Annotated in this window: 19 protein-coding genes and 1 other RNA gene; 12 read left to right on the top strand and 8 right to left on the bottom strand. The window is 66.1% G+C overall.

Annotation, left to right across the window (positions count from 1 at the left end; genetic code table 11):
• Positions 1 to 67: 67 nt before the first annotated feature.
• Entirely contained in the window at positions 68 to 1,075 is a 1,008-nt protein-coding gene (locus CEJ42_RS21965; protein ID WP_088752557.1) for an aldo/keto reductase, read from the top strand.
• A 72-nt stretch (positions 1,076 to 1,147) separates the two neighbouring features.
• On the opposite strand, the gene CEJ42_RS21970 is transcribed toward CEJ42_RS21965, so the two are convergent.
• From CEJ42_RS21970 to CEJ42_RS21990, 5 genes are all read right to left on the bottom strand, one after another.
• Entirely contained in the window at positions 1,148 to 1,822 is a 675-nt protein-coding gene (locus CEJ42_RS21970; protein ID WP_088752558.1) for a hypothetical protein, read from the bottom strand.
• Positions 1,823 to 2,051: 229 nt separating this feature from the next.
• Positions 2,052 to 2,804 (bottom strand): HpcH/HpaI aldolase family protein, encoded by a 753-nt coding sequence (locus CEJ42_RS21975; RefSeq protein ID WP_079217129.1) that lies wholly within the window; start codon positions 2,802 to 2,804, stop codon positions 2,052 to 2,054.
• Positions 2,805 to 2,976: 172 nt separating this feature from the next.
• Positions 2,977 to 4,242 (bottom strand): D-amino acid dehydrogenase, encoded by a 1,266-nt coding sequence (locus CEJ42_RS21980; RefSeq protein ID WP_088752559.1) that lies wholly within the window; start codon positions 4,240 to 4,242, stop codon positions 2,977 to 2,979.
• A 140-nt stretch (positions 4,243 to 4,382) separates the two neighbouring features.
• Positions 4,383 to 5,546, bottom strand: a complete 1,164-nt coding sequence (locus tag CEJ42_RS21985) for a branched-chain amino acid ABC transporter substrate-binding protein (RefSeq protein WP_088752560.1) — start codon at positions 5,544 to 5,546, stop codon at positions 4,383 to 4,385.
• Between the two features lie 86 nt (positions 5,547 to 5,632).
• Positions 5,633 to 6,787, bottom strand: coding sequence for a branched-chain amino acid ABC transporter substrate-binding protein (locus CEJ42_RS21990; protein ID WP_243397926.1), 1,155 nt, complete (start codon positions 6,785 to 6,787; stop codon positions 5,633 to 5,635).
• Between the two features lie 234 nt (positions 6,788 to 7,021).
• Between CEJ42_RS21990 and rnpB the strand changes: the two genes are divergently transcribed.
• Positions 7,022 to 7,355: RNase P RNA component class A (gene rnpB, locus CEJ42_RS21995), an RNA gene on the top strand.
• Positions 7,356 to 7,468: 113 nt separating this feature from the next.
• Positions 7,469 to 8,620 (top strand): enoyl-CoA hydratase/isomerase family protein, encoded by a 1,152-nt coding sequence (locus tag CEJ42_RS22000; protein WP_088752561.1) that lies wholly within the window; start codon positions 7,469 to 7,471, stop codon positions 8,618 to 8,620.
• Positions 8,621 to 8,701: 81 nt separating this feature from the next.
• Here the strand turns inward: CEJ42_RS22000 and CEJ42_RS22005 are convergent, their stop codons facing one another.
• Positions 8,702 to 9,289 (bottom strand): TetR/AcrR family transcriptional regulator, encoded by a 588-nt coding sequence (locus CEJ42_RS22005; RefSeq protein WP_088752562.1) that lies wholly within the window; start codon positions 9,287 to 9,289, stop codon positions 8,702 to 8,704.
• Positions 9,289 to 9,768 carry a nuclear transport factor 2 family protein gene (locus tag CEJ42_RS22010; protein ID WP_079217125.1) on the bottom strand — a complete coding sequence of 160 codons (480 nt, stop codon included), beginning with the start codon at positions 9,766 to 9,768 and terminating at the stop codon, positions 9,289 to 9,291. Before CEJ42_RS22010 ends, CEJ42_RS22005 begins: the two co-directional genes overlap by 1 nt.
• 450 nt (positions 9,769 to 10,218) lie before the next feature.
• Here CEJ42_RS22010 and CEJ42_RS22015 point away from each other — a divergent pair, with 450 nt between their 5' ends.
• Both CEJ42_RS22015 and CEJ42_RS22020 read left to right on the top strand, forming a co-directional pair.
• Positions 10,219 to 10,890 carry a DUF1120 domain-containing protein gene (locus CEJ42_RS22015; protein ID WP_129587819.1) on the top strand — a complete coding sequence of 224 codons (672 nt, stop codon included), beginning with the start codon at positions 10,219 to 10,221 and terminating at the stop codon, positions 10,888 to 10,890.
• Positions 10,891 to 10,898: 8 nt separating this feature from the next.
• On the top strand, positions 10,899 to 11,669 hold the full coding sequence (locus CEJ42_RS22020) for a DUF1120 domain-containing protein (RefSeq protein WP_129587820.1): 771 nt from the start codon (positions 10,899 to 10,901) through the stop codon (positions 11,667 to 11,669).
• A gap of 147 nt (positions 11,670 to 11,816) precedes the next feature.
• Here CEJ42_RS22020 and CEJ42_RS22025 read toward each other — a convergent pair whose 3' ends face one another.
• A complete protein-coding gene (locus CEJ42_RS22025) occupies positions 11,817 to 12,101 on the bottom strand; it encodes an HU family DNA-binding protein (protein ID WP_006465510.1) in 285 nt (94 codons plus the stop codon).
• 702 nt (positions 12,102 to 12,803) lie between these two features.
• On the opposite strand from CEJ42_RS22025, the gene mraZ reads away from it, so the two are divergent.
• The 7 genes from mraZ to mraY are packed head-to-tail and all read left to right on the top strand — an operon-like array spanning position 12,804 to position 20,411.
• Positions 12,804 to 13,232, top strand: a complete 429-nt coding sequence (gene mraZ, locus CEJ42_RS22030; protein ID WP_079217122.1) for a division/cell wall cluster transcriptional repressor MraZ — start codon at positions 12,804 to 12,806, stop codon at positions 13,230 to 13,232.
• A 12-nt stretch (positions 13,233 to 13,244) separates the two neighbouring features.
• Positions 13,245 to 14,210: a 16S rRNA (cytosine(1402)-N(4))-methyltransferase RsmH gene (gene rsmH, locus CEJ42_RS22035; RefSeq protein WP_079217121.1), complete on the top strand. Its 966-nt coding sequence runs from the start codon at positions 13,245 to 13,247 to the stop codon at positions 14,208 to 14,210.
• Positions 14,207 to 14,479: a cell division protein FtsL gene (ftsL, locus tag CEJ42_RS22040; protein WP_079217120.1), complete on the top strand. Its 273-nt coding sequence runs from the start codon at positions 14,207 to 14,209 to the stop codon at positions 14,477 to 14,479. The genes rsmH and ftsL overlap by 4 nt, the downstream gene beginning before the upstream one ends.
• Positions 14,476 to 16,254: a peptidoglycan D,D-transpeptidase FtsI family protein gene (locus tag CEJ42_RS22045; RefSeq protein ID WP_079217119.1), complete on the top strand. Its 1,779-nt coding sequence runs from the start codon at positions 14,476 to 14,478 to the stop codon at positions 16,252 to 16,254. Before ftsL ends, CEJ42_RS22045 begins: the two co-directional genes overlap by 4 nt.
• Positions 16,254 to 17,780, top strand: a complete 1,527-nt coding sequence (locus tag CEJ42_RS22050) for a UDP-N-acetylmuramoyl-L-alanyl-D-glutamate--2,6-diaminopimelate ligase (protein ID WP_088752565.1) — start codon at positions 16,254 to 16,256, stop codon at positions 17,778 to 17,780. Before CEJ42_RS22045 ends, CEJ42_RS22050 begins: the two co-directional genes overlap by 1 nt.
• The gene (locus CEJ42_RS22055) at positions 17,777 to 19,240 is read left to right on the top strand and encodes a UDP-N-acetylmuramoyl-tripeptide--D-alanyl-D-alanine ligase (protein ID WP_088752566.1); all 1,464 of its coding nucleotides are present in this window, start codon (positions 17,777 to 17,779) and stop codon (positions 19,238 to 19,240) included. The genes CEJ42_RS22050 and CEJ42_RS22055 overlap by 4 nt, the downstream gene beginning before the upstream one ends.
• 1 nt (position 19,241) lies before the next feature.
• The gene (gene mraY / locus CEJ42_RS22060; protein WP_079217116.1) at positions 19,242 to 20,411 is read left to right on the top strand and encodes a phospho-N-acetylmuramoyl-pentapeptide-transferase; all 1,170 of its coding nucleotides are present in this window, start codon (positions 19,242 to 19,244) and stop codon (positions 20,409 to 20,411) included.
• The last annotated feature ends 4 nt before the right edge of the window (positions 20,412 to 20,415 follow it).

Genomic DNA, 20,415 nt, shown 5'->3' on the forward strand with positions numbered 1-20,415 from the left:
CTTGCGCGCAAGGCGCTAGAATCGTCGCTCGCATCCACCAACACCATCATCGCTACGGAGATCGATCATGCAATATCGCCGCCTCGGCAAGAGCAACCTCAAGGTTTCGGCACTGTGTCTGGGTTCCATGATGTTCGGCGACCAGACCGACTTCGAAGAGTCCGGCCGCATCGTCGCCTCGGCGCGCGAACACGGCATCAACTTCATCGACACCGCCGACGTCTACACCAAGGGCAAATCCGAGGAGATCGTCGGCAAGCTGCTGCGCGGGCAGCGCCACCAGTGGGTGCTGGCCAGCAAGCTGGGCAACTCGATGGGCGACGCGCCCAACGAGTCGCACTATTCGCGCAGCTGGATCTACCGCGAGACCGACAACATCCTGCGCCGCCTGGATACCGACTATCTCGACATCCTCTACATGCACCGCGACTTCCAGGGCGAGAACCTGGAAGAGGCGGTGCAATCGCTGGGCGACCTGATCCGCGCGGGCAAGATCCGCGGCTTCGGCGTGTCCAATTTCCGCGGCTGGCGCATCGCCGAGATCGTGCGCCTGTGCGAGAAGAACGGCGTGCCGCTGCCGCTGGTGTGCCAGCCCTACTACAACCTGCTGAACCGCCAGCCGGAAGTGGAGATCCTGCCGGCCTGCGCCAGCTACGGCCTGGGCGTGGTGCCCTACAGCCCGATCGCGCGCGGCGTGCTGACCGGCAAGTACCAGCCCGGCCAGAAGCCGGCCGAAGGCACGCGCGCCGGCCGCGGCGACAAGCGCATGATGGAAACCGAGTTCCGTGAAGAGTCGCTGGTGATCGCGCAGACGCTGCAGAAGCACTGCGAGGCGCGCGGCGTCAAGCTGGGCCAGTTCGCCACCGCCTGGGTGCTGGCCAACTCGGCCGTGAGCAGCGTCATCGCCGGGCCGCGCACGCTGGCGCAGATGGAAGACTATTACGACGCCGTGGACCTGAAGATCAGCGCCGAGGAAGAAGCGCTGGTCGATGAGCTGGTCACGCCCGGCCACGCTTCCACGCACGGCTACAACGATCCCAACTATCCCTTGTTCGGACGGTTGGCGAAGGGCTGAGACTGGCCCAAGCAACCTGCATGAAAAAAGCCGCGACATCAGGTCGCGGCTTTTTTTGTTTGCGTGGGCGCCTCAGGTCGACGGCAGCCGTCGGGCGCGCTTGTTGGCCCGGGGCGCGTCCTTGGCCGCGTTGCCGCTCTGTCGGCGTTCGACCATGCACAGGCTGAGCAGCATGTAGTGGCTTTGCAGCGCCATGTCGCGCTGCGGTTTGCAGGCTGCCTCATCGGCGCCAGGGCGGGCGTCGTCCATGCGGATGGCCAGGCGTTCGCGGGCCTTGTCGCGCATCGCCATCTTGCGCACGCTGTCGGTGAATGCGGCCGACGGCGCAGGCTCCGTGCGGACGTGCCGCTGCAGCTTTACCTGGCAGCCGTTGTCCACGCTCATGTCGCTGACGTCGGCTTCCAGCGTTTCGGTCTCGCGCAGCAGGCGCTTGCCTTCATGGATGAAGCTCACGCTTTGGCTTTCCTGCGGATAGGGTTTGACCGGCAGCGACTTCAGGCGCGCTTCGCGCACGCAGGCGCGGTACAGCAGTTCATTGCCGGCCTGCTCGATGCCGGCCCCGGCCGATGGCGCGACGACCGGCCGGCTCGACTCGACGTAGCGCGAGGCGGCTACGCCGGCCAGCTGCAGCGCGCCCGCGATGGCCAGCACGCAGCCGGCAAGCCAGGTGATGTCGCTGCGCATGGCGCGCGCGATGAGGGTGCCCTTGCGGCGGGCGGCTGTCGGTGTGGCGGTGTTGGTCGGCATGGCGGCTCCTGGGCGGGAGCAGCTCCATACCGGCTGATCCCCGTTGCCGATGGATTATCCGGAGCGGGGTGGGGGCGTCATATAAGACTATTCTCAAATTAACTTCGCGCCGCTTTCGTTGCCGCGTCGGGGCGCATTGCGATACTTGCGCGAATTGCCTTTCGGCAATCGCGAAGTCTTGAGTCGAAGATATTCGGCGGCACCGGCCCCGAGCACCGGGCCCCGCCGCTCAGCGCAGCGCGGCGATGCGGCGCGCGCCTTCGGCCTTGATCTGCTGGATGTCGGTGCCGGGCACCACCAGGTCCATGCCGAACTCCTTCATGCGCTGCGCCATGTCCATGGTGCCGGCGAAGATGCCGACGTACTTGCCGTGCTTTTGCGCCAGCGCCACCAGCGTGCGGATGGCGTCGTTGAGTTCGCGGGTCTCGTAGGCGTCCGGCGCCAGGCCCATTTCGATGGCCAGGTCGCTGGGGCCGATGAAGATGCCGTCCAGGTCCGGCACCTGCAGGATGGCCTCGGCGTTGGCGTAGCCCTCGTTGGTCTCGATCATGGCCAGCGTCAGGATGGTGCGGTTGGCGTGGGTGAAGTAGTCCGGGCCGCCGTACATGAAGCCGCGCGCCGGGCCGTAGCTGCGTCCGCCGCGCGGGGAATAATGGCAGGCGCGCACGAAGCGTTCGGCGTCGTCGGCGGTGTTGATCAGCGGGCAGATCACGCCGTAGGCGCCGGCGTCGAGCAGCTTGTTGATCTCGCCCAGGCTGTTTTCCGAGCAGCGCACCAGCGGCACCGCGTCGGTGGTGGAAATCGCCTGCAGCATCGGGATGGCCGACTCGACCGAGAACAGGCCGTGTTGCAGGTCCACCGTCACGGCGTCGTAGCCGCCGTTGGCCACCACCTCGGCCAGCAGCGAATTGCCCATCGACACCCAGCCGCTCAAGGCCAGCTTCTTTTGCGCGAACAGGGTGCGCAGCCGGTTTTCCCGCATGTTCAGTCTCCGTCGGTTGTTGTTCGGTCGGCCGCAGTGGCGGCATCACCCTATGGTAGACGCAACGCGGCGCGCGTGCAGGGCGGCGACGCATGAAAAAATGGCGCGCCGCCAGCAGCGGTGCGCCATTGCGGGCCACGGTGAAAGCTTCTCAGCCGGGCATGAAACTTCTTCAGGCGGCGTAGCGGAAGGGACTGTCGTCGATGGCCGGGCGGCGGCCTGCGACATGGTCGGCCAGCAGCGTCGCGCTGCCGCAGGCCAGCGTCCAGCCCAGCGCGCCCTGGCCCAGGTTGAGCAACAGGTTCTTCACCGGCGAGGCGCCGACGATGGGCACGCCGCTGGGCGTGGCGGGACGGAAACCCGTCCACGGCGACAGCGAGGCGTCTTCGCCCAGCGCGCAGCCGGGGAAGAGTTCGCGTACGCCGTTCTTGAGTTCGTCGACGGCGCGCTGCGGGATGCCGCGATCCATTCCCACCAGCTCGATGCGGCCGGCCACGCGCAGGCGTTCGCCCAGGCGGGCATAGACGATCTTGCGCGAGATGTCGGTGATCGAGACCGTGGGGGCGGCGGCGCGGGTGGCGGCGTCGTCCAGCGGCACGGTGATGCTGTAGCCCTTGAGCGGATAGAGCGGCAGCTTCAGGCCGACGCGGCGCGCGAACTCCGGGCTCTCGGGGCCGAACGACAGGACGAAGCGTTCGGCCTCCAGCCATTCGTTGCCGGCCTGCACCGCGCGCAGCGCACCGGTCTGCATGCGCACATTGGCGACCCGGGCGCCGGTGATGAAACGAAATCCCGGTTGGCCCTGCATGGCGTCGACCAGGCCGCGGCAGAACTGCGGACAGTCGCCGGCTTCTTCGCTCGGGGTGTGGACGCCGCCGGCCCAGTTGCGCTGCGACTTGCCCAGCGCCGGTTCGATGGCGATGCAGGCGGCGGCGTCCAGCACCTGCTGCTGGCAGCCGTATTGCGACTGGAACTGCACCTGCTTGCGCGCGCCTTCCAGTGCGGCGGGGTCGGTGTACATCACCAGCTTGCCCGAGGTCTGGTGGTCGTATTGCAGGCCCAGCTGGGCGCTCCATTGCGTGAGTTCGCCGCGGCTCAGGAAGGCCAGCTGCAACAGGTCGATGGTGGTGCGGCGCACGCGCTCGGCATTGCAGCAGCGCAGGAACTCGAACAGCCAGCGGTATTGGGCGGGGTCGAGCGTGGGCTTCATGGTCAGCGGCGATTCGCTGTCGAACATGTAATAGGCCCACTTGGACCACACCGAGGGATCGGCCAGCGGTGCGACGTAGGAATAGCTCAGCTGCGCGCCGTTGCCCAGGCTGGTGCCGGCGCCGGCCTGGTCGCGGCCGTCGATCAGGGTGACCTGATGGCCATCCTGCAGCAGCCGCCAGGCGGTGGTGACGCCGATCACGCCGGCGCCCAATACACAGATATGCATGGTGTCTTGTTGATTCGATGTGGATCACTGCGAAGCCCTGCCTGTGCGGCATCGCCGGCAACGCGCGGCGCAGGCTTCTTTCCCGTCGGGCCACTATACGAAGAATGCCTCAGGGTGTCTCATGCTGAATCGGCATGATGTCACTTCGCCGGTTCGGCCGGCCGCTGCGCCGTCCAGCGCATCTGCCTGACTTCATAGATCGTATAGGACGGATCTAACAGGTCGCCGTGCTCGTCGAAGGCGATGCGCCCGGTCAGGCCCGGCAGGCGCAACTTGTGCAGCGCCTGCGTGACCCTGGCCGGATCGGTCGAGTCGGCCAGCTTCATGGCCGCGATCAGCGCCTGGGTGGCGTCGTAGACGAAGGGCGAGAAGGTCGACATCGGCGTGTCGCCGCGCCTGGCGTAGGCTTCGGCGAACTGTTTCCAGCCGGGCATGCGCTCGGCCGGCACGCCGGGTTCGATGCTCAGCGCGCCTTCGCCGGCCGGGCCGGTGATGTCGAGGAACTGCCGGTCGGCGGCGCCGTTGGATCCTGTCATCAGGCGCGAGTTGACGCCGGTGCGGCGCATTCCCCGCATCAGCTCGGCGGCCTGGCGCACGCTGCCGCCGAAGAAGACGGCGTCGGCCTGCTGGGCCTTGAGCACGTACAGCAGGTCGTTGAAGTCGGAGGTCTTGTCGTTGACGGTGCGCCGCGCGGTCACCACGCCGCCGGCGGCGCCGAAGGCCTGCGCGAACTGGCGCGCCAGCCGCACGCCGAAGGCGCTGCCGTCGTCCACCGTGATTACCCGCCGCGCCTTGAGCGTGGTCCACATGTAATGGGCCGCCTGCGCGGCGGCGGCATCGTCGTGGCCGATGGTGCGAAACACCGTGCGATAGCCTTGTTCGGTCAGCTCCTTGCTGCTGGAGGAGCCGGTGATCATGGGCACGCCGGCCTCGCTGTAGAGCGGCGCGGCGGCCATGCTGGCGGCGGTGATGCCGTGGCCGACCACGCCGATCACGTTCCTCCTGATCAGGTACTGCGCCGCCAGCGCCGACGAGCGCGCGTCGCCGCGGTCGTCGGCCGTCACCAGCTCCAGCGTGACGCGGCGCCCGCCTATCGTCAGGCCGGCCTGGTTGGCCTGGTCGACGGCCACCTGGGCGGCGATGGAAAAGCTCTGGCCGAACAGCGCCGAAATCCCCGACAGCGGCGCGGCAAGTCCGATCGGCACCTTTTCCCCGGCGCCCGCCGCATGGGTTTGCGGCATCGCGCACAGGGCCGCCGCGCAGGCGCAAAGTGCGCACAGGGCGCGTCTGAGTGTCGGTTTCATGCGTTTCCCCCCCTTTATGTTCCCCACTGCGTGCCCGCGTTGTCGCAGGCGGCGCTCCCGTACCGGTGCAGAAAGCGTGCCAGGCGCTAGCGCGCGCCGCCGAAGCCGCGCACCGGCATCCACTTGCCCTGCAGCAGCACATACATCGTGTAGCCGGCATTGCGCAGGTTGCCTTCGCGGTCGAAGGCGATGCTGCCAGTCAGGCCGTTGTAGCGGATCGCGTGCAGCGCCGCGGTCAGCCGGGCGCCGTCGGTCGAGTTGGCCTCCTGCGCGGCGGCGGCCAGCACATGGGCGGCGTCGTAGGCGAAGGGCGCGAAGCGCTCGATGTCTTCATCGAACTGGGCCTTGTACTTCTTTTCGAAGGCTTTCCAGCCGGGCATTTTTTCTTCCGCGGGACCGGGTGCGAGCGCCAGCGTGCCCACGCCGTCGGAGCCGGCCAGTTCGATGAACAGTGGCCCGGCGGTGCCGTCGGCGGCCATCAGCGTGGCGTCGATGTGCATGCGGCGCATGTTGCGCGCCAGGATCGCGGCCTGCGCGCCGAGCCCGGCGAAGAACACCAGGTCGGGATTTTTGGTGCGGATGCGGCCGAGCTGCTGGTTGAAATCCGAGGTCTTGGCGTTGACGCTTTCCTGCGCGACCGCGTCCATGCCGTTGTCGTGCAGGCTGCGGATGAAGGTGGCCGCCAGGTTGCGACCGAACGAGGAGTCGTCGTCGATCACCGCGATGCGCTTGGACTCCAGCGTGCGCGCCGCATAGGAGCCGGCGTGGGCGCCGCCGTCGTCGTCGTGGCCGATGATGCGGAACACGCCGGGGCGCCCTTCGGCGGTGAACTGGCGGGCCGAGGAGCCGGGCGAAATCTGCGGGATGCCGGCGGCGGCGTAGATGGGCGCGGCGGCCATGCTGGCGGCGGTGTTCCAGTGGCCGATCACGGCCGCCACGCGCGAGCGCACCAGGTAGTCGGCGATCAGCGTGGCGGTGCGGGCGTCGCCGCGATCGTCGCCGGTGACGAGCTTGAAGGCGATCTTGCGCCCGCCGATCTTCAGGCCGCGCGCGTTGATCTCCTGCAGCGCCAGCTCGACCGCATGCTGCTGGCTCTTGCCGACCTTGCCGGAACTGCCCGAGATCGGCCCTGCGTAGCCGATGGCGACCGCGTCATCCTGCTGCGCAAGTACGCGCGGCGAGGCCAGCGCGGCCAGGCCCAGCGCGGCGAGTCCCTGTAGTGTCCGGCGTTTGCGCATCATGCCCCTTTCGCCGCCATGCATGGCCCGGTCGATGCGCCGGGCGTCGGTCGATGATCCCACCGGCGATGTCTTTTCGTAAAGAGGTTTAACGGCCGCGCGCATGGACGACTTGAGCGGGCGATGCGTTTTTTCGCGCCCCGGAATTGCCCTCGGGCAGCGTTTGTGCGCCTGTGCAAAACCGTTTTGCGAAGGCAATTCGGAGGCGCACGCCCGTGCTGCGTTAAAATAGCGGCTGATGCAGGCCAGACAGCCGCTGGCCGTATCCGCAAGGATGCGGCGGGAGGAAGGTCCGGACTCCACAGAGCAGGGTGACGGTTAACGGCCGTCCGCCGAAAACCGGTGCAAGCCGGCATAAGGCGAGGAATAGGGCCACAGAGACGAGCGTATTTAGTTACGGTGAAACGCGGTAACCTCCACCCGGAGCAATTTCAAATAGGCACGCGATGATGTTGCTCGCGGAGCGTGCGGGTAGAAAGCTTGAGCGCCGGGGCAATCCGGCGCCTAGAGGAATGGCTGTCATAGCGGGCAACCGCCGTAACAGAATCCGGCCTACCGGCCTGCTTCATTGAATTTCCCCGTGCTTCCGGCGCCACGCCGGAGGCATGCGGTCATCACACTTCCATAACAATACTGCGGCCCGCGGGCGACTGCGGGTTTCGCAAGAGACACGTCAGGAGCACCATGAACCAACCGGTTTTGTTTGAAGAGCTGGCCGCCAGAAACGGCCTGCGCATCGGCGTCGCCACCCTCGCTTCCGAAAAGACCCTCAACGCCATCTCCCTGGAGATGGTCGACCTGCTCACGCCGCAGCTGCGCAAGTGGCAGGCCGATCCCGAGGTGGCGCTGGTGATCCTGCAGGCACAGGGCGAGAAGGCCTTCTGCGCCGGCGGCGACCTGCAGCAGCTGTACCGCACCATGCGCGAGCACCACGCCTCGCCCGAACGCGGCGACATCCGCGGCAACCGCTACGCGGCCGAATTCTTCGAGCATGAATACCGGCTGGATTATCTTATCCACACCTTCGGCAAGCCCATCCTGTGCTGGGGCCACGGTATCGTGATGGGCGGCGGCATCGGCCTCATGGCCGGCTGCAGCCATCGCGTGGTGACCGAGAAGTCGCGCCTGGCGATGCCGGAAATCACCATCGGGCTGTATCCGGACGTGGGCGGCAGCTGGTTCCTCTCGCGCATGCCGGGCAAGACCGGCGTGTTCCTGGCGCTGACCGGCGCCTTGCTCAATTCGGCCGATGCGGTGTTCGCCGGGCTGGCCGACTATCGCGTGGCGCATGCGTCCAAGCAATCGGTGTTCGATGCGCTGCTGGCGCAGGACTGGGGGCGCGGCAACGACGCCGAGCTGCTCGAGCGTGTGCTGGCCGATGCCCAGAGCGCATCGCTCAACGACGGCGTGACCGCGTTTGCGCCGTCCAACCTGATTTCCCACTACGACCAGATCGAGGCGCTGTGCCGCAAGCCGACGCTGCCCGAGATCGTCGACGGCATCCTCTCGCTGCAGACCGAAGACGCCTGGCTGCTCAAGGCCGCCGGCACCCTGCGCGCCGGTTCGCCCGGCTCGGCCTGGCTGGGTTACGCGCTGCAAAAGCGCGTGCGCCACATGTCGCTGGCCGAGGTGTTCCGGCTGGAGTTCGTGGTGTCGCTGCATTGCGCCGCGCGCGCGGACTTCGTGGAGGGTGTGCGCGCCCTGATCATCGAGAAGGACCAGAAGCCGAAATGGCAGCACGCCACGCTGGCCGAGGCCGCGCCCGAGTGGGTGGAGGGTTTCTTCGACGATCCATGGAAGAGGGAAGAGCATCCGCTGGCCGACCTGGGCGCCTGAACCCGGGTAACGCAGCGGACCCAAGATGAAACGCCGCCGCGCCGGATATCCGGCGCGGCGGCGTTTTGCATTGCGGCCGGCTCAGCTGCGCAAGGCCCGCGCGCGCAGCCGGTCCAGCGTGCGCGTGAAGACCTGCGGGTCGTCCACCGCGCGCGCCAACACCAGCGCGCCCTGGATGGCGCCGACGATGTCTTCAGCCAGTTCCGCCGCCGGCAGCTCGGCATGGCCGGCGCGCAGCAGCGCACCGTGCAGCGCGCCGGCCCAGGCGGTGAAGTAATTCTTCACCGCCAGCGCAAAGCGGTCGCGCGTGGACGACAGGGCGAACACGCCGACGATGCAGACCTTGCGGCCCGAGAGGAAGTAGTTGGCGCACTCGTCGAACATGCGCGCCACGCCCGCGGCCGCATCGTGCTCGTCACGCAGCGGCGCGAACACGTTGTGCTCGAACCAGCGGTCGATGTGCGCCAGCACCGCTTGCGCCATTTCTTCCTTGCCGGCTGGGAAGTAGTGGTAAAGGCTGCCCTTGCCCAGGCCGGTGCCCTCGGTGATGCGCGCCAGGCTGGCGCCTTCGTAGCCGTGCGCGCGAAACACCTCGGCCAGCACCGGCACCAGCGCGGCGCGCTCGGCCGCGGTCTTGCCCGCCGGCCTGGGCGATGCCGCCGCCGCCATCAGAGTCCCAGGTCGGACAGGCCGGGATGGTCGGCCGGACGCGGGGCCTTGCGGTCCCAATGGAACTTGCGCTCGGATTCGGCGATGGGCAGGTCGTTGATCGAAGCATGCCGCAGGCGCATCAGGCCGTTCTCGTCGAACTCCCAGTTTTCGTTGCCGTAGGAGCGGAACCAGTTGCCGGAATCGTCGTGCCATTCGTAAGCGAAGCGCACCGCGATGCGGTTGCCTTCGAACGCCCAGATCTCCTTGATCAGGCGATAGTCCTGCTCGCGCTTCCATTTGCGGGTCAGGAATTCGACGATCTCGGCGCGGCCGGTGACGAAGTCGGCGCGATTGCGCCAGCGGCTGTCTTCGGTATAGGCCAGCGAGACGCGCTGCGGGTCGCAGGAATTCCAGGCGTCTTCGGCGGCGCGCGCCTTCTGGATCGCGGTTTCACGGGTGAACGGGGGCAGCGGCGGGCGTTGTGCGGGAGTGCTCATGGTGGCTCCTGTGCATGCCGGGCTGGCCGGCGGTTGGATGGGTGGCGGATGCCGGGTTCGATCGCTTCTTTTTAACTTGTACCAATTGGTACAAAAACGATTCTAGTGAGCCGTGCGGCCGGACGCAAACCTTCAATGCGCCGGCAATGCCGCTTTGCGGCTGTATCCGCGGGCGCGTGAGACAACTGTGCTGGTTTTGCCGCGGTCGACGTTGGTACGGCGTGCGACGTCGGCTGAAATGGCGGCGGCAATGACGGGGAAAGATGATAGATGGACAAGTTTGTCTGGCTGATCTCGATATTTTCCTTCTCTGGGATGGTGGGATTTTGAGAATTTTCTTATATAAGTTCGTGGCCTGATTCTCCAGAATCCGAGTTGCAGCACAGCACGCCGGGCGGCGATCCCGAACGGCGCGCCGGCATCCTCAACTCCCTTCTGCGAGGCATTTTCATGAGAAAGTCGTCATTGCTCGTCCTGGCCGTTCCGGCCTGTGTCCCGATTGCCCAGCTTGCCCACGCCGGACCCAGCGCCGAGCTCAAGGTCGCGGGCGTCATCAAGCCGGTCGCCTGCAACCCGCAGCTCACCGGCGGCGGCAAGCTGGATTTCGGAACGGTGAAATCTTCTCAACTGGACGAGCATGGCAGCCTGGAAGACAAGGACATCACCATCTCCATCCGCTGCGAGGCGCCGGTGCGGGTCGGCCTGAAGCCGGTGGACAACAGCGCCAGCTCGGTCGCGCCCGGCTTGCTGCAGCACGCTGCCAGGCGCTTGGGCGCAGGGACCTCGGAAGCCGACCTGTTCGGCCTGGGCGCGGTCGGCAAGAAACGCCTGGGCGGCTACGAGGCCAGCTTCGTGCCGGGCAGTTTCGTGGCCGACGGCCAGCAGGTCGATACCATTTCCGCCGGCGGCGCCCTCAACAATTGGAGCAAGCGCGGCGCGGGCCAGATCCGCAACGGCGTGGTCAGCGCCTGGGCGCCGCAGGGCAGCCTGGTGCCGGGCGCCTATTCCTCCATTACCGGCATCTTGCGCGTGCGCGCGGTGCTGGCGCACCGGGACCAGCTGGCGGTCGTCGAGGACATGGCGCTGGACGGCTCCCTGACCCTGGAGGTGCAATACCTCTGAGTACGGTCTTGCGCACGCCGCAGCGCCGGCCGATCGTTGCGGCCGGCCCGGACATCTCCACGGCTCGCCGGCAGGATCCGGCGAGCAATCCATCATCGATCAACATTCCGGAGTCTCACATGCATTCCTGGCAGCCCGTCGTCGTCTTTCTTTTTGCACTTGTCAGTACCGCAGCGCTCGCTTCTCCGCCGACCGAGCTCAAGGTGGCGGGCACTATCCGGCCCGGGGCCTGCCTGCCATCCTTCGGTCATGCCGCGCACGTCCATTTCGGGAGCATCTCCTCGGCCGCCTTCAAGAACAGGCGTCGCCTCAGCCTGCCGGCGCAGCAATTCCGCTTCAGCATCACCTGCGATGTGCGCATGCGGGTCGGCGTCACGCCGCACGACAACCAGGCGCACAGCGCCGACCGCGGCGTCAGCGATGAATTGACGGATGGCGGTTCCGCCAGCCGCGAGGATATCTTCGGTCTGGGCAGCGACCTCGGGCGCGACCTGGGCGGTTATGAGGCGCGCTTCGTGCCCGGAAGCTTCACGGCCGACGGCAAGGAGGTGGACACCATCGCCGCGTCCAGCGAGCGCAGCGGATGGATCAGGCGCCACGGCGGCCAGATCCGCCACGGCGTGACCAACAGCTGGGCCGCCCGGGGCAGCCAGGCGCCGGGCGAGTTTGCCGACATCAGCGGCATGCTGCGCATCAGCCCGGTGGTCAACGCCATGGGCGAGCTCAAGCAGGACGCCAATCTCGATGGATCGCTGACGCTGGAACTGGCTTATCTCTGAGTGAAACGGACTGCGCGTGGGCGCGGGATGGGTAATGCGGAGGGGGTAGTGCAGGCAAAAACAGGAAGGAGCAGGAAGAACGGGGCGGCAGGGAACCGCTGCCATTTGAATGCCATGAACCTGGTTCATGGCATTCAAATTCGGGAATTATTTCTTCTTCTTGTTCACGGCTTCCTTGAAAGCCTTGCCAGCCGAGAACTTCACGGTGGTAGCAGCGGCGATCTTGATTTCTTCGCCGGTTTGCGGGTTACGGCCGGTGCGGGCAGCGCGCTTGCCGGTCGAGAAGGAACCGAAGCCAACCAATTGCACGGTATCGCCCTTGGTCACGGCCTTGATGATGTTCTCGATGACGGAGTCCAGCGCGCGCTGGGCTGCAGCCTTGGAGATCTCGGTGTCGGCGGCGATAACGTCAACCAATTCAGATTTGTTCACTTTTAAATTCCTTTCACTGTTAAGGTGCCGAGATTTTAGCACTGGAATGCGGCGGATCCGCAAGCCCTATCTGCGTTTTCAGCCGATTGGCATGATCGGATCCTGCCTCGATTGAAAAATATCGATGCGATTGAGCGGCTTTTTTAAGCGCCCCATTTTTTCTCGATATTTCCAAAACATCGGATAGTAAAAGTAGGTCGGCGATTAAGTCAAAATAAAAACGCGTTGGTTACAGAATTCTTCGAACCAAAGTTGCGGCGCAAAATCAATTCCGATTTCTCTTCGCACTCGCAAAATCCATCCGGACATACGCATCCCGACATGGTGCGCCAAAGTCGTCCCGATCGAAGCCGAAGCGGCCCCGGCATCGCGCGCAAAGCCGCGCCGTTAAGCAATCTCGTCGATAAACACATGTGTATATCTCAGGTTGCACCTTCAATGTAAATCCTAAGTCCTTCATTTTCCTCGAAAAACTGTCTCTGACGGCGTTTTAAGGATGTGCGCTAAGTCTTTGACTTTATTGGCAAAATCCCGGTTTTTCCTCACGTATACCGCTTGACCTGTATTAGTGCATCCTCTAAAGTGGGCGGCAGTGTCAAAAAGTGTTTTTTTGTGGGGCATTTTGCAAATTCATTTGCATTCCGCCGCCGCAGAAAACCGATGAACAGCAATCTCACTCGCCGCGAGCGAAGGAAAAACACAGTGTTTCAGGGCGCGTCAGCACTCAATCTCGATGCCAAAGGACGGATGACCATTCCGGCCAAGCATCGTGACGCCCTGATTGTGCAGTGCGAAGGGCGCGCCACGCTGACGCGCCACCCGCATGGCTGCCTGCTGTTCTTTCCCCGCCCGACCTGGGAGACGCATCGCGAGCAGATCGCCGCATGGCCGATGTCGGCCCGCGCCTGGCAGCGCATCTTCCTGGGCAACGCCCAGGACGTCGAGCTCGACAGCGCCGGCCGCATCCTGGTCGCGCCCGAGCTGCGCGCGGCCGTCGGCCTGCAGCGCGACGTGATGCTGCTGGGCATGGGCAGCCATTTCGAAATCTGGGATGCCGCCAAGCTGGCCGAAAGCGAGGCCGAGGCTGTGGCGGGCGGCATGCCCGATGTGTTGAGCAATTTTTCCTTCTGACGGCGCGACGAGATGAATCTGCAACCGGTGCCCGAGCTGCAGCACCGCACCGTGCTGTTGGAAGAAGCCGTGGACATGCTGGCCATCGAAGGCCTGCGTGCCGACGGTGTGTATCTGGACGGTACGTTCGGACGCGGCGGCCACAGCCGCGCCATCCTGGCCAAGCTGGGACCGCGCGGCAGGCTGATCGCATTTGACAAGGACCCGTTGGCCATCGCCACGGCGGAGAAGATCGACGATGCACGGTTCGAGATCGTGCACGACAGCTTCGCCACGCTGGACGAGGCGCTTGCCGCTCGCGGCATCGACCAGGTCGACGGGGTATTGATGGATTTGGGCATTTCGTCGCCGCAGGTGGATGACGCCGCGCGCGGCTTCAGTTTTCGCTTGGATGGCCCGCTGGACATGCGCATGGATACCACGCGCGGCGTGTCGGCAGCGGATTGGCTGGCAACGGCGGACGAACAGACGATTGCAAAGGTGATACGTGATTATGGGGAAGAACGGTTTGCTCTTCAGATTGCAAAGAAGATTGTTGCTGGCCGGGCAATCGAGCCAATTTCAAGCACACGACAGCTTGCCGCGCTCGTGGCACAAGCCGTCAAAACCCGCGAGAAAGGCAAAGACCCGGCCACTCGTACATTTCAGGCTGTACGGATTTTCGTCAATCAAGAGCTTGAAGAACTCGAAGTAGGACTGGAGAAAGCGTTTCGGCAGATGGCGCAGCACGGGAGATTGGTGGTGATCAGCTTTCACTCGCTGGAAGACCGCATCGTCAAGCAGTTCATGGCATCCAAAGCCCATGCGCCGCAGCCTGACCGCCGCCTGCCGATTCGTGCGGCCGACCTGCCGCGCGCTCCCGCTCGCCTGCTCTCGCGGGTCATGCCCAGCGACGAAGAAGTCAGCGCCAACCCGCGCGCGCGCTCGGCGGTGATGCGCGGCCTCGAGCGTACGGCCGCCATGGGAGCCTCTTCGTGACCGGCCGCCTGTGCATCTTCCTGACCGCCGTGCTGGTGGGCTGTGCCCTGTCGGTGGTGAGCGCCCAGTACCGGGCGCGCAGCCTGTTCATCGAACTGGAACGCGCCCAGACCGCGGCGCGCCAGCTCGACGTCGACTGGGCGCAACTGCAGCTGGACCAGTCGACCCTGGGCAAGAACGCCCGCATCGAGGAACTGGCGCGGCGTGACCTGGGCATGGTGCCGCTGACCGCGGCGCGTACCCAATACCTGACGGTGGGGGCGAAATGACCCGCATGCCCCCGCGCACCAATGTCGCCGGCGGCAGAGTCGCCGCCTCCAAGGGCGTCGCCTTCTCTTCCAATCCCATCCTGCAGGTGAAGCTGCCGGCGTGGCGTTCGCGCTTCGTGCTGTTCGTACTGTTTGCCGCGTTCGTCGCGCTGGTGGTGCGCGCGCTGTGGCTGCAGGGCGTGTCGACCGACTTCCTGCAAAAGCAGGGCGCCTCGCGCTACGCGCGCACGCTGGAGCTGCCGGCCACGCGCGGCAAGATCACCGACCGCAACGGCCAGGTACTGGCCTCGTCGGTGCCGGTCAAGGCGGTGTGGGCGATCCCCGAGGACGTGCAGGCCGCGCCCAAGGACAAGCTGCGCGAGCTGGCCAGGCTGCTCGAGATGAGCGACGCCGAGCTGCGCAAGAAGCTCGACTCCGACCGCAGCTTCGTCTACCTGAAGCGCCAGGTGGAGCAGGAAGTCACCGACAAGATCGCCAAGCTGGGCATCCCCGGCATCGAGACCCGCAAGGAATACAAGCGCTTCTACCCCGAAGGCGAGGTGATGGCGCACGTGGTCGGCTTCACCAACATCGAGGACGCCGGCCAGGACGGCATGGAGCTGGGCGCGCAGAAGACGCTGGCCGGCACCACCGGCAGCCGCCGCGTGATCAAGGACCGGCTGGGCCGCATCGTCGAGGACATCGAATCGATCCGCGAGCCGCACGACGGCCGCGACCTGACCCTGTCCATCGACAGCAAGATCCAGTACATCGCCTTCACCCAGCTGAAAGAAGCGGTGGAGAAGAACAAGGCCAAGGCCGGTGGCATCATCGTGGTCGACGCCAAGACCGGCGAGGTGCTGGCGCTGGCCAACCTGCCGACCTACAACCCTAACGACCGTTCGGTGCTGACCGGCGCGCAGCTGCGCAACCGCGTCGTCACCGACACCTTCGAGCCCGGCTCCATCCTCAAGCCCTTCACCGTGGCGCTGGCGCTGGACACCCACCGCGTGACGCCGTCGACGGTGTTCCAGACCGCGCCCGGCAAGATGACCATCGGCACCGCCACCATCGGCGACTCGCATGCCCACGGTCCGCTGACGGTGGCGCAGATCATCGAGAAGTCGTCCAACATCGGCACCGCCAAGATCGCGCTGCAGATGCCGCCCGAAGAGATGTGGGAAATGTTCACCACCGTCGGTTTCGGCCAGCAGCCCAAGTACGGCTTCCCCGGCGCTGTCGCCGGCCGCGTGCGTCCCTACAAGTCGTGGCGCCCGATCGAGCAGGCCACCATGAGCTACGGCCACGGCATCGCCGTGTCGCTGATCCAGGTGGCGCATGCCTATCTGATCTTCGCCCGCAACGGCGACATCATCCCGCTGTCCTTCACCAAGGTGAACGATTCGCCGATCGGCCAGCGCGTGATCTCCGAGAACACCGCCTTGCAGATGCGCCGCATGCTGGAAACCGTGGTTGCCCCCGGCGGCACCGCGCCGCAGGCCCAGGTGCCCGGCTACCGCGTGGGCGGCAAGACCGGTACGGCCTACAAGATCGAGGGCGGCAAGTACGTGCGCAAATACGTGGCGTCGTTCTCCGGCATCGCGCCGATGTCGGACCCGCGCCTGATCATCGCGGTCATGATCGATGAACCGACCGTGCAGCACTACGGCGGCCCGGTGGCCGGTCCGGTGTTCGCCAACGTCGCCGCCAACGCGCTGCGCGCGCTGAACGTGCCGCCGGATTCGAGCGTGACCAACATCATCATCCCCAAAGAACCGCTCGAGGAGAGTATGTAATGAGCTCGCGAGCGCTTGAGGTCAAGGACATCCACGACTGGTTGCAGGCCAATGCGGCCGGCGCCCAGTTGAGCGCCGACTCGCGCGCCATTGCGCCGGGCGACGTGTTCTTCGCCTACGTGGGCGACGCCGACGGCCGCTCTTATATAGCGGATGCGGTCGAGCGCGGCGCCGCGGCGGTGGTCTATGAGGCCGCCGGCTTCGACTGGCCGGCGCAGCTCGAGCTGCCGCGCCTGGCGGTAGAGGATTTGAAGGCCAGGGCCGGCGAGGTCGCCGCCGCCTGGTACGGCCGGCCCGATGCCGGCATGTTCACCGTGGCCATCACCGGCACCAACGGCAAGACGTCCTGCTCCTGGTGGCTGGGTTCGGCGCTGTCGCGCCTGCCGGGCGCAGGGCTGGCCGGCGTGGTCGGCACGCTGGGCGTGGGCACCTTCCTGGCCGGCCGCGCGCAGGCTTTCGACGTTACCGGCTACACCACGCCGGACGCGGTGCTGCTGCAACGCAACCTGTCCAAGCTGGCCAAGGCCAAGGTCGCCGCGCTGGCGATCGAGGCCTCGTCGATCGGGCTGGCGCAGGGCCGCATGAACGGCATGCACGTCGACGTCGCCCTGTTTACCAATTTCACGCGCGACCACCTGGACTACCACGGCGACATGGCGAGCTATGAGGCCGCCAAGCGCAAGCTGTTCGAATGGGACGGCTTGAAGCATGCCGTGGTCAACCTCGACGACCCCATGGGCGTGCGCCTGCTGCCGCTGGTGCAGGCGCGCCAGGTGCCGCTGATCGGCTACGCGCTGGAAGACGAGATCGATCCGGCCGCCGCCGGCGTGCCGACGCTGCGCGCCAGCAATATCCGCAGCAGCCATGCCGGCACCGTGTTCCAGGTCGATTCGCCGTTCGGCAGCGGCCAGGTCAAGACTCAGCTGGTGGGCCGTTTCAACGTCAGCAACGTGCTCGGCATCATGGGCGTGCTGCTGGCCAAGGGCGTGGCCTGGGAAGCCGTGGTGGCCGCCGCCGGCGCGCTGACCGCCGCGCCCGGGCGCATGCAGCAGTTCGGTGGTCCGGACGTGCCGCTGATCGTGATCGACTACGCCCATACGCCGGACGCCCTGGACAAGACCCTGGCCACGCTGCGCCAGGTCGCCACCCAGCGCGGCGGCGAGCTGTGGTGCGTGTTCGGCTGCGGCGGCGACCGCGATCCGGGCAAGCGCCCGCAGATGGGCCGCGTCTCCGAACAGGCCGACCACGTGGTGCTGACCAGCGACAACCCGCGCAGCGAAGATCCCAAGGTCATCATCGACCAGATCCGCGCCGGCATCGCGCGCATCGAACCGGTGGTGCTGGAAGACCGCGCCGGCGCCATCCTGTGGGCCATCCGCCATGCCACCAAGAGCGACGTCGTGCTGCTGGCCGGCAAGGGGCATGAGGCCTACCAGGAAATCGCCGGCAAGAAATTGCCCTTCCTCGATGCCGATCACGTCGCGCTGGCGCTGGCCGCGCGCTCGACCATGATGGGAGGCGCGTGATGAAATTCGACTTCGCGCAGATGCTGGAGTGGATCCGCGCCGCCGAGGCCGCCGCCTCCGCGCACACGGTGCCGGGCGTGGTCAACGCGCCGGCCGGCGTGCTGGCGTTGAACGACGTCGTCACCGACAGCCGCGCGGTCAAGCCGGGCAATGTCTTCGTGGCGCTGCGCGGCGAACGTTTCGACGCGCATGATTTCCTCGACGCCGTGGTCGCCCAGGGCGCCTGCGCCGTGGTGGTGGAGCGCGTGCCGGCCGGACTCGCGGTGCCGGCCATCGTGGTGCCGGACACCCGCGCCGCGCTGGGCCAGATCGCCCACGGCTGGCGCGCCCTGCATCAGGTGCCGGTGATCGGCGTGACCGGCAGCAACGGCAAGACCACGGTCAAGGAAATGATCGCCTCCATCCTCGCCGCCGCTTTTGGCGACGACGGCTACCTTGGCACGCGCGGCAATTTCAACAACGAGATCGGCGTGCCGCTGACCTTGTTCCGCATGCAGCCCGCGCACCAGGCCGCGGTGATCGAGATGGGAATGAACCATCCGGGCGAGATCGCTGTCTTGTCACGCATCGCGCAGCCGACGCTGGGCCTGGTCAACAATGCCCAGCGCGAGCACCAAGAATTCATGGCCACCGTGGAAGCGGTGGCGCGCGAGAACGGCGCGGTGATCCGCCATCTGCCGGCCGACGGCGTGGCGGTGTTCCCCGCCGACGACGCCTTCACCGCGCTGTGGCGCGAAGAGGCGGGCGCGCGCCGGGTGCTGACCTTCGGCCTGAATGAGCAGGCCGACGTCGGCGCGACCTACAAGGCCGGCGTCTTCGGCAGCACGATGGAAGTCACCGTCAAGGGACTGGCCGTCCCGCCCGCCCATTTCAAGGTCGAACTGGCCGCCGTGGGCGAGCACAATGTGCGCAATGCGCTTGCGGCAGCGGCTTGCGCACTGGGTTCCGGCATCCCGGTCGAGGCCGTGGTGCGCGGGCTGGAAAACTTCGCGCCGGTCAATGGCCGCCTGCAACGCAAACAGGCCATCAGCGGCGCGCTGGTGATCGACGACACCTACAACGCCAACCCGGATTCGGTGCGCGCCGCCGTCGACGTGCTGGCCGCCATCGACGGCCGGCGCGTGCTGGTGCTGGGCGACATGGGCGAGGTCGGCGACCAGGGTCCGCAGTTCCACCGCGAGATCGGCGCCTACGCCAAGAGCCGCGGCATCCCGCGCTTCTACGCGACCGGCGAGCTGATGCGCCACGCGGTGCAGGCCTATCAGGAAACACAAGGCGAAGCCGCGCAGGAATCGGCGCACTTCGACGACATCGGCGCGCTCTGCGCGGCGGTGGAGCAGGCCGCGCCGCAAGGCGCGACCGTTTTGGTAAAAGGTTCACGCTTCATGAAGATGGAGCGAGTTGTACAGCATCTGGTCAACGTTGAATCCAACACGCAACATCAACAGGAGACCCATTAGCATGCTGGTCTGGCTCGCTCAGAATTTTCAACAGGACTTCGGCTTCCTGCGCCTGTTCAGCTTCATCACCTTCCGCGCGGTGTTCGCCACGCTGACGGCGTTGCTGATCGGCATGATCGCAGGCCCCGCCGTGATCCGCATGCTGACCCGCATGAAGGTCGGCCAGGCCGTGCGCACCGACGGCCCGCAGACCCACCTGATCAAGTCCGGCACCCCGACCATGGGCGGCGTGCTGATCCTGATCGGCATCGGCATCTCGACCCTGCTGTGGGCCGACCTGTCCAACCGCTTCGTCTGGATCGTGCTGATCGTGACCCTGGGCTTCGGCGCCATCGGCTGGGTCGACGACTACCGCAAGGTGGTCTATCGCGACCCGCAAGGCATGCGCTCGCGCGAAAAGTATTTCTGGCAGTCGCTGATCGGCCTGGTGGCCGCGTTCTACCTGGCGTTCTCGGTGTCCGAAGTGAGCAACATGAAGGTGCTCGACCTGTTCATGGCCTGGGTGCAATCCGGCTTCAGCCTCGACCTGCCGCCCAAGGCCGACCTGATCGTGCCGTTCTTCAAGAGCGTGAGCTATCCGCTGGGCGTGTGGGGCTTCATCGCGCTGACCTACTTCGTCATCGTCGGCACCAGCAACGCCGTCAACCTGACCGACGGCCTGGACGGCCTGGCCATCATGCCCACCGTGCTGGTGGGCGCCGCGCTGGGCCTGTTCGCTTACCTGACCGGCAACGCCAGCTACGCCAAATACCTGTTCATCCCGCACATTCCCGGCGCGGGCGAGCTGCTGATCTTCTGCGGCGCCATGGGCGGCGCCGGCCTGGCCTTCCTCTGGTACAACGCCTACCCGGCGCAGGTGTTCATGGGCGACGTCGGCGCGCTGGCGCTGGGCGGCGCGCTGGGCACCATCGCCGTGATCGTGCGCCAGGAGATCGTGCTGTTCATCATGGGCGGCATCTTCGTGGTGGAGACGCTGTCGGTGATGATCCAGGTGGCCTATTTCAAGTACACGAAGAAGCGTTTCGGCACCGGCCGCCGCGTGCTGCTGATGGCGCCGTTGCACCATCACTATGAACAGAAGGGCTGGAAGGAAACCCAGGTGGTGGTCCGCTTCTGGATCATCACCATGATGCTGGTGCTGGTGGGCCTGTCCACGCTGAAGTTGCGCTGAGGCA

The sequence above is a fragment of the Herbaspirillum robiniae genome, from assembly GCF_002213415.1.
Lineage (GTDB): Bacteria > Pseudomonadota > Gammaproteobacteria > Burkholderiales > Burkholderiaceae_D > Herbaspirillum > Herbaspirillum robiniae.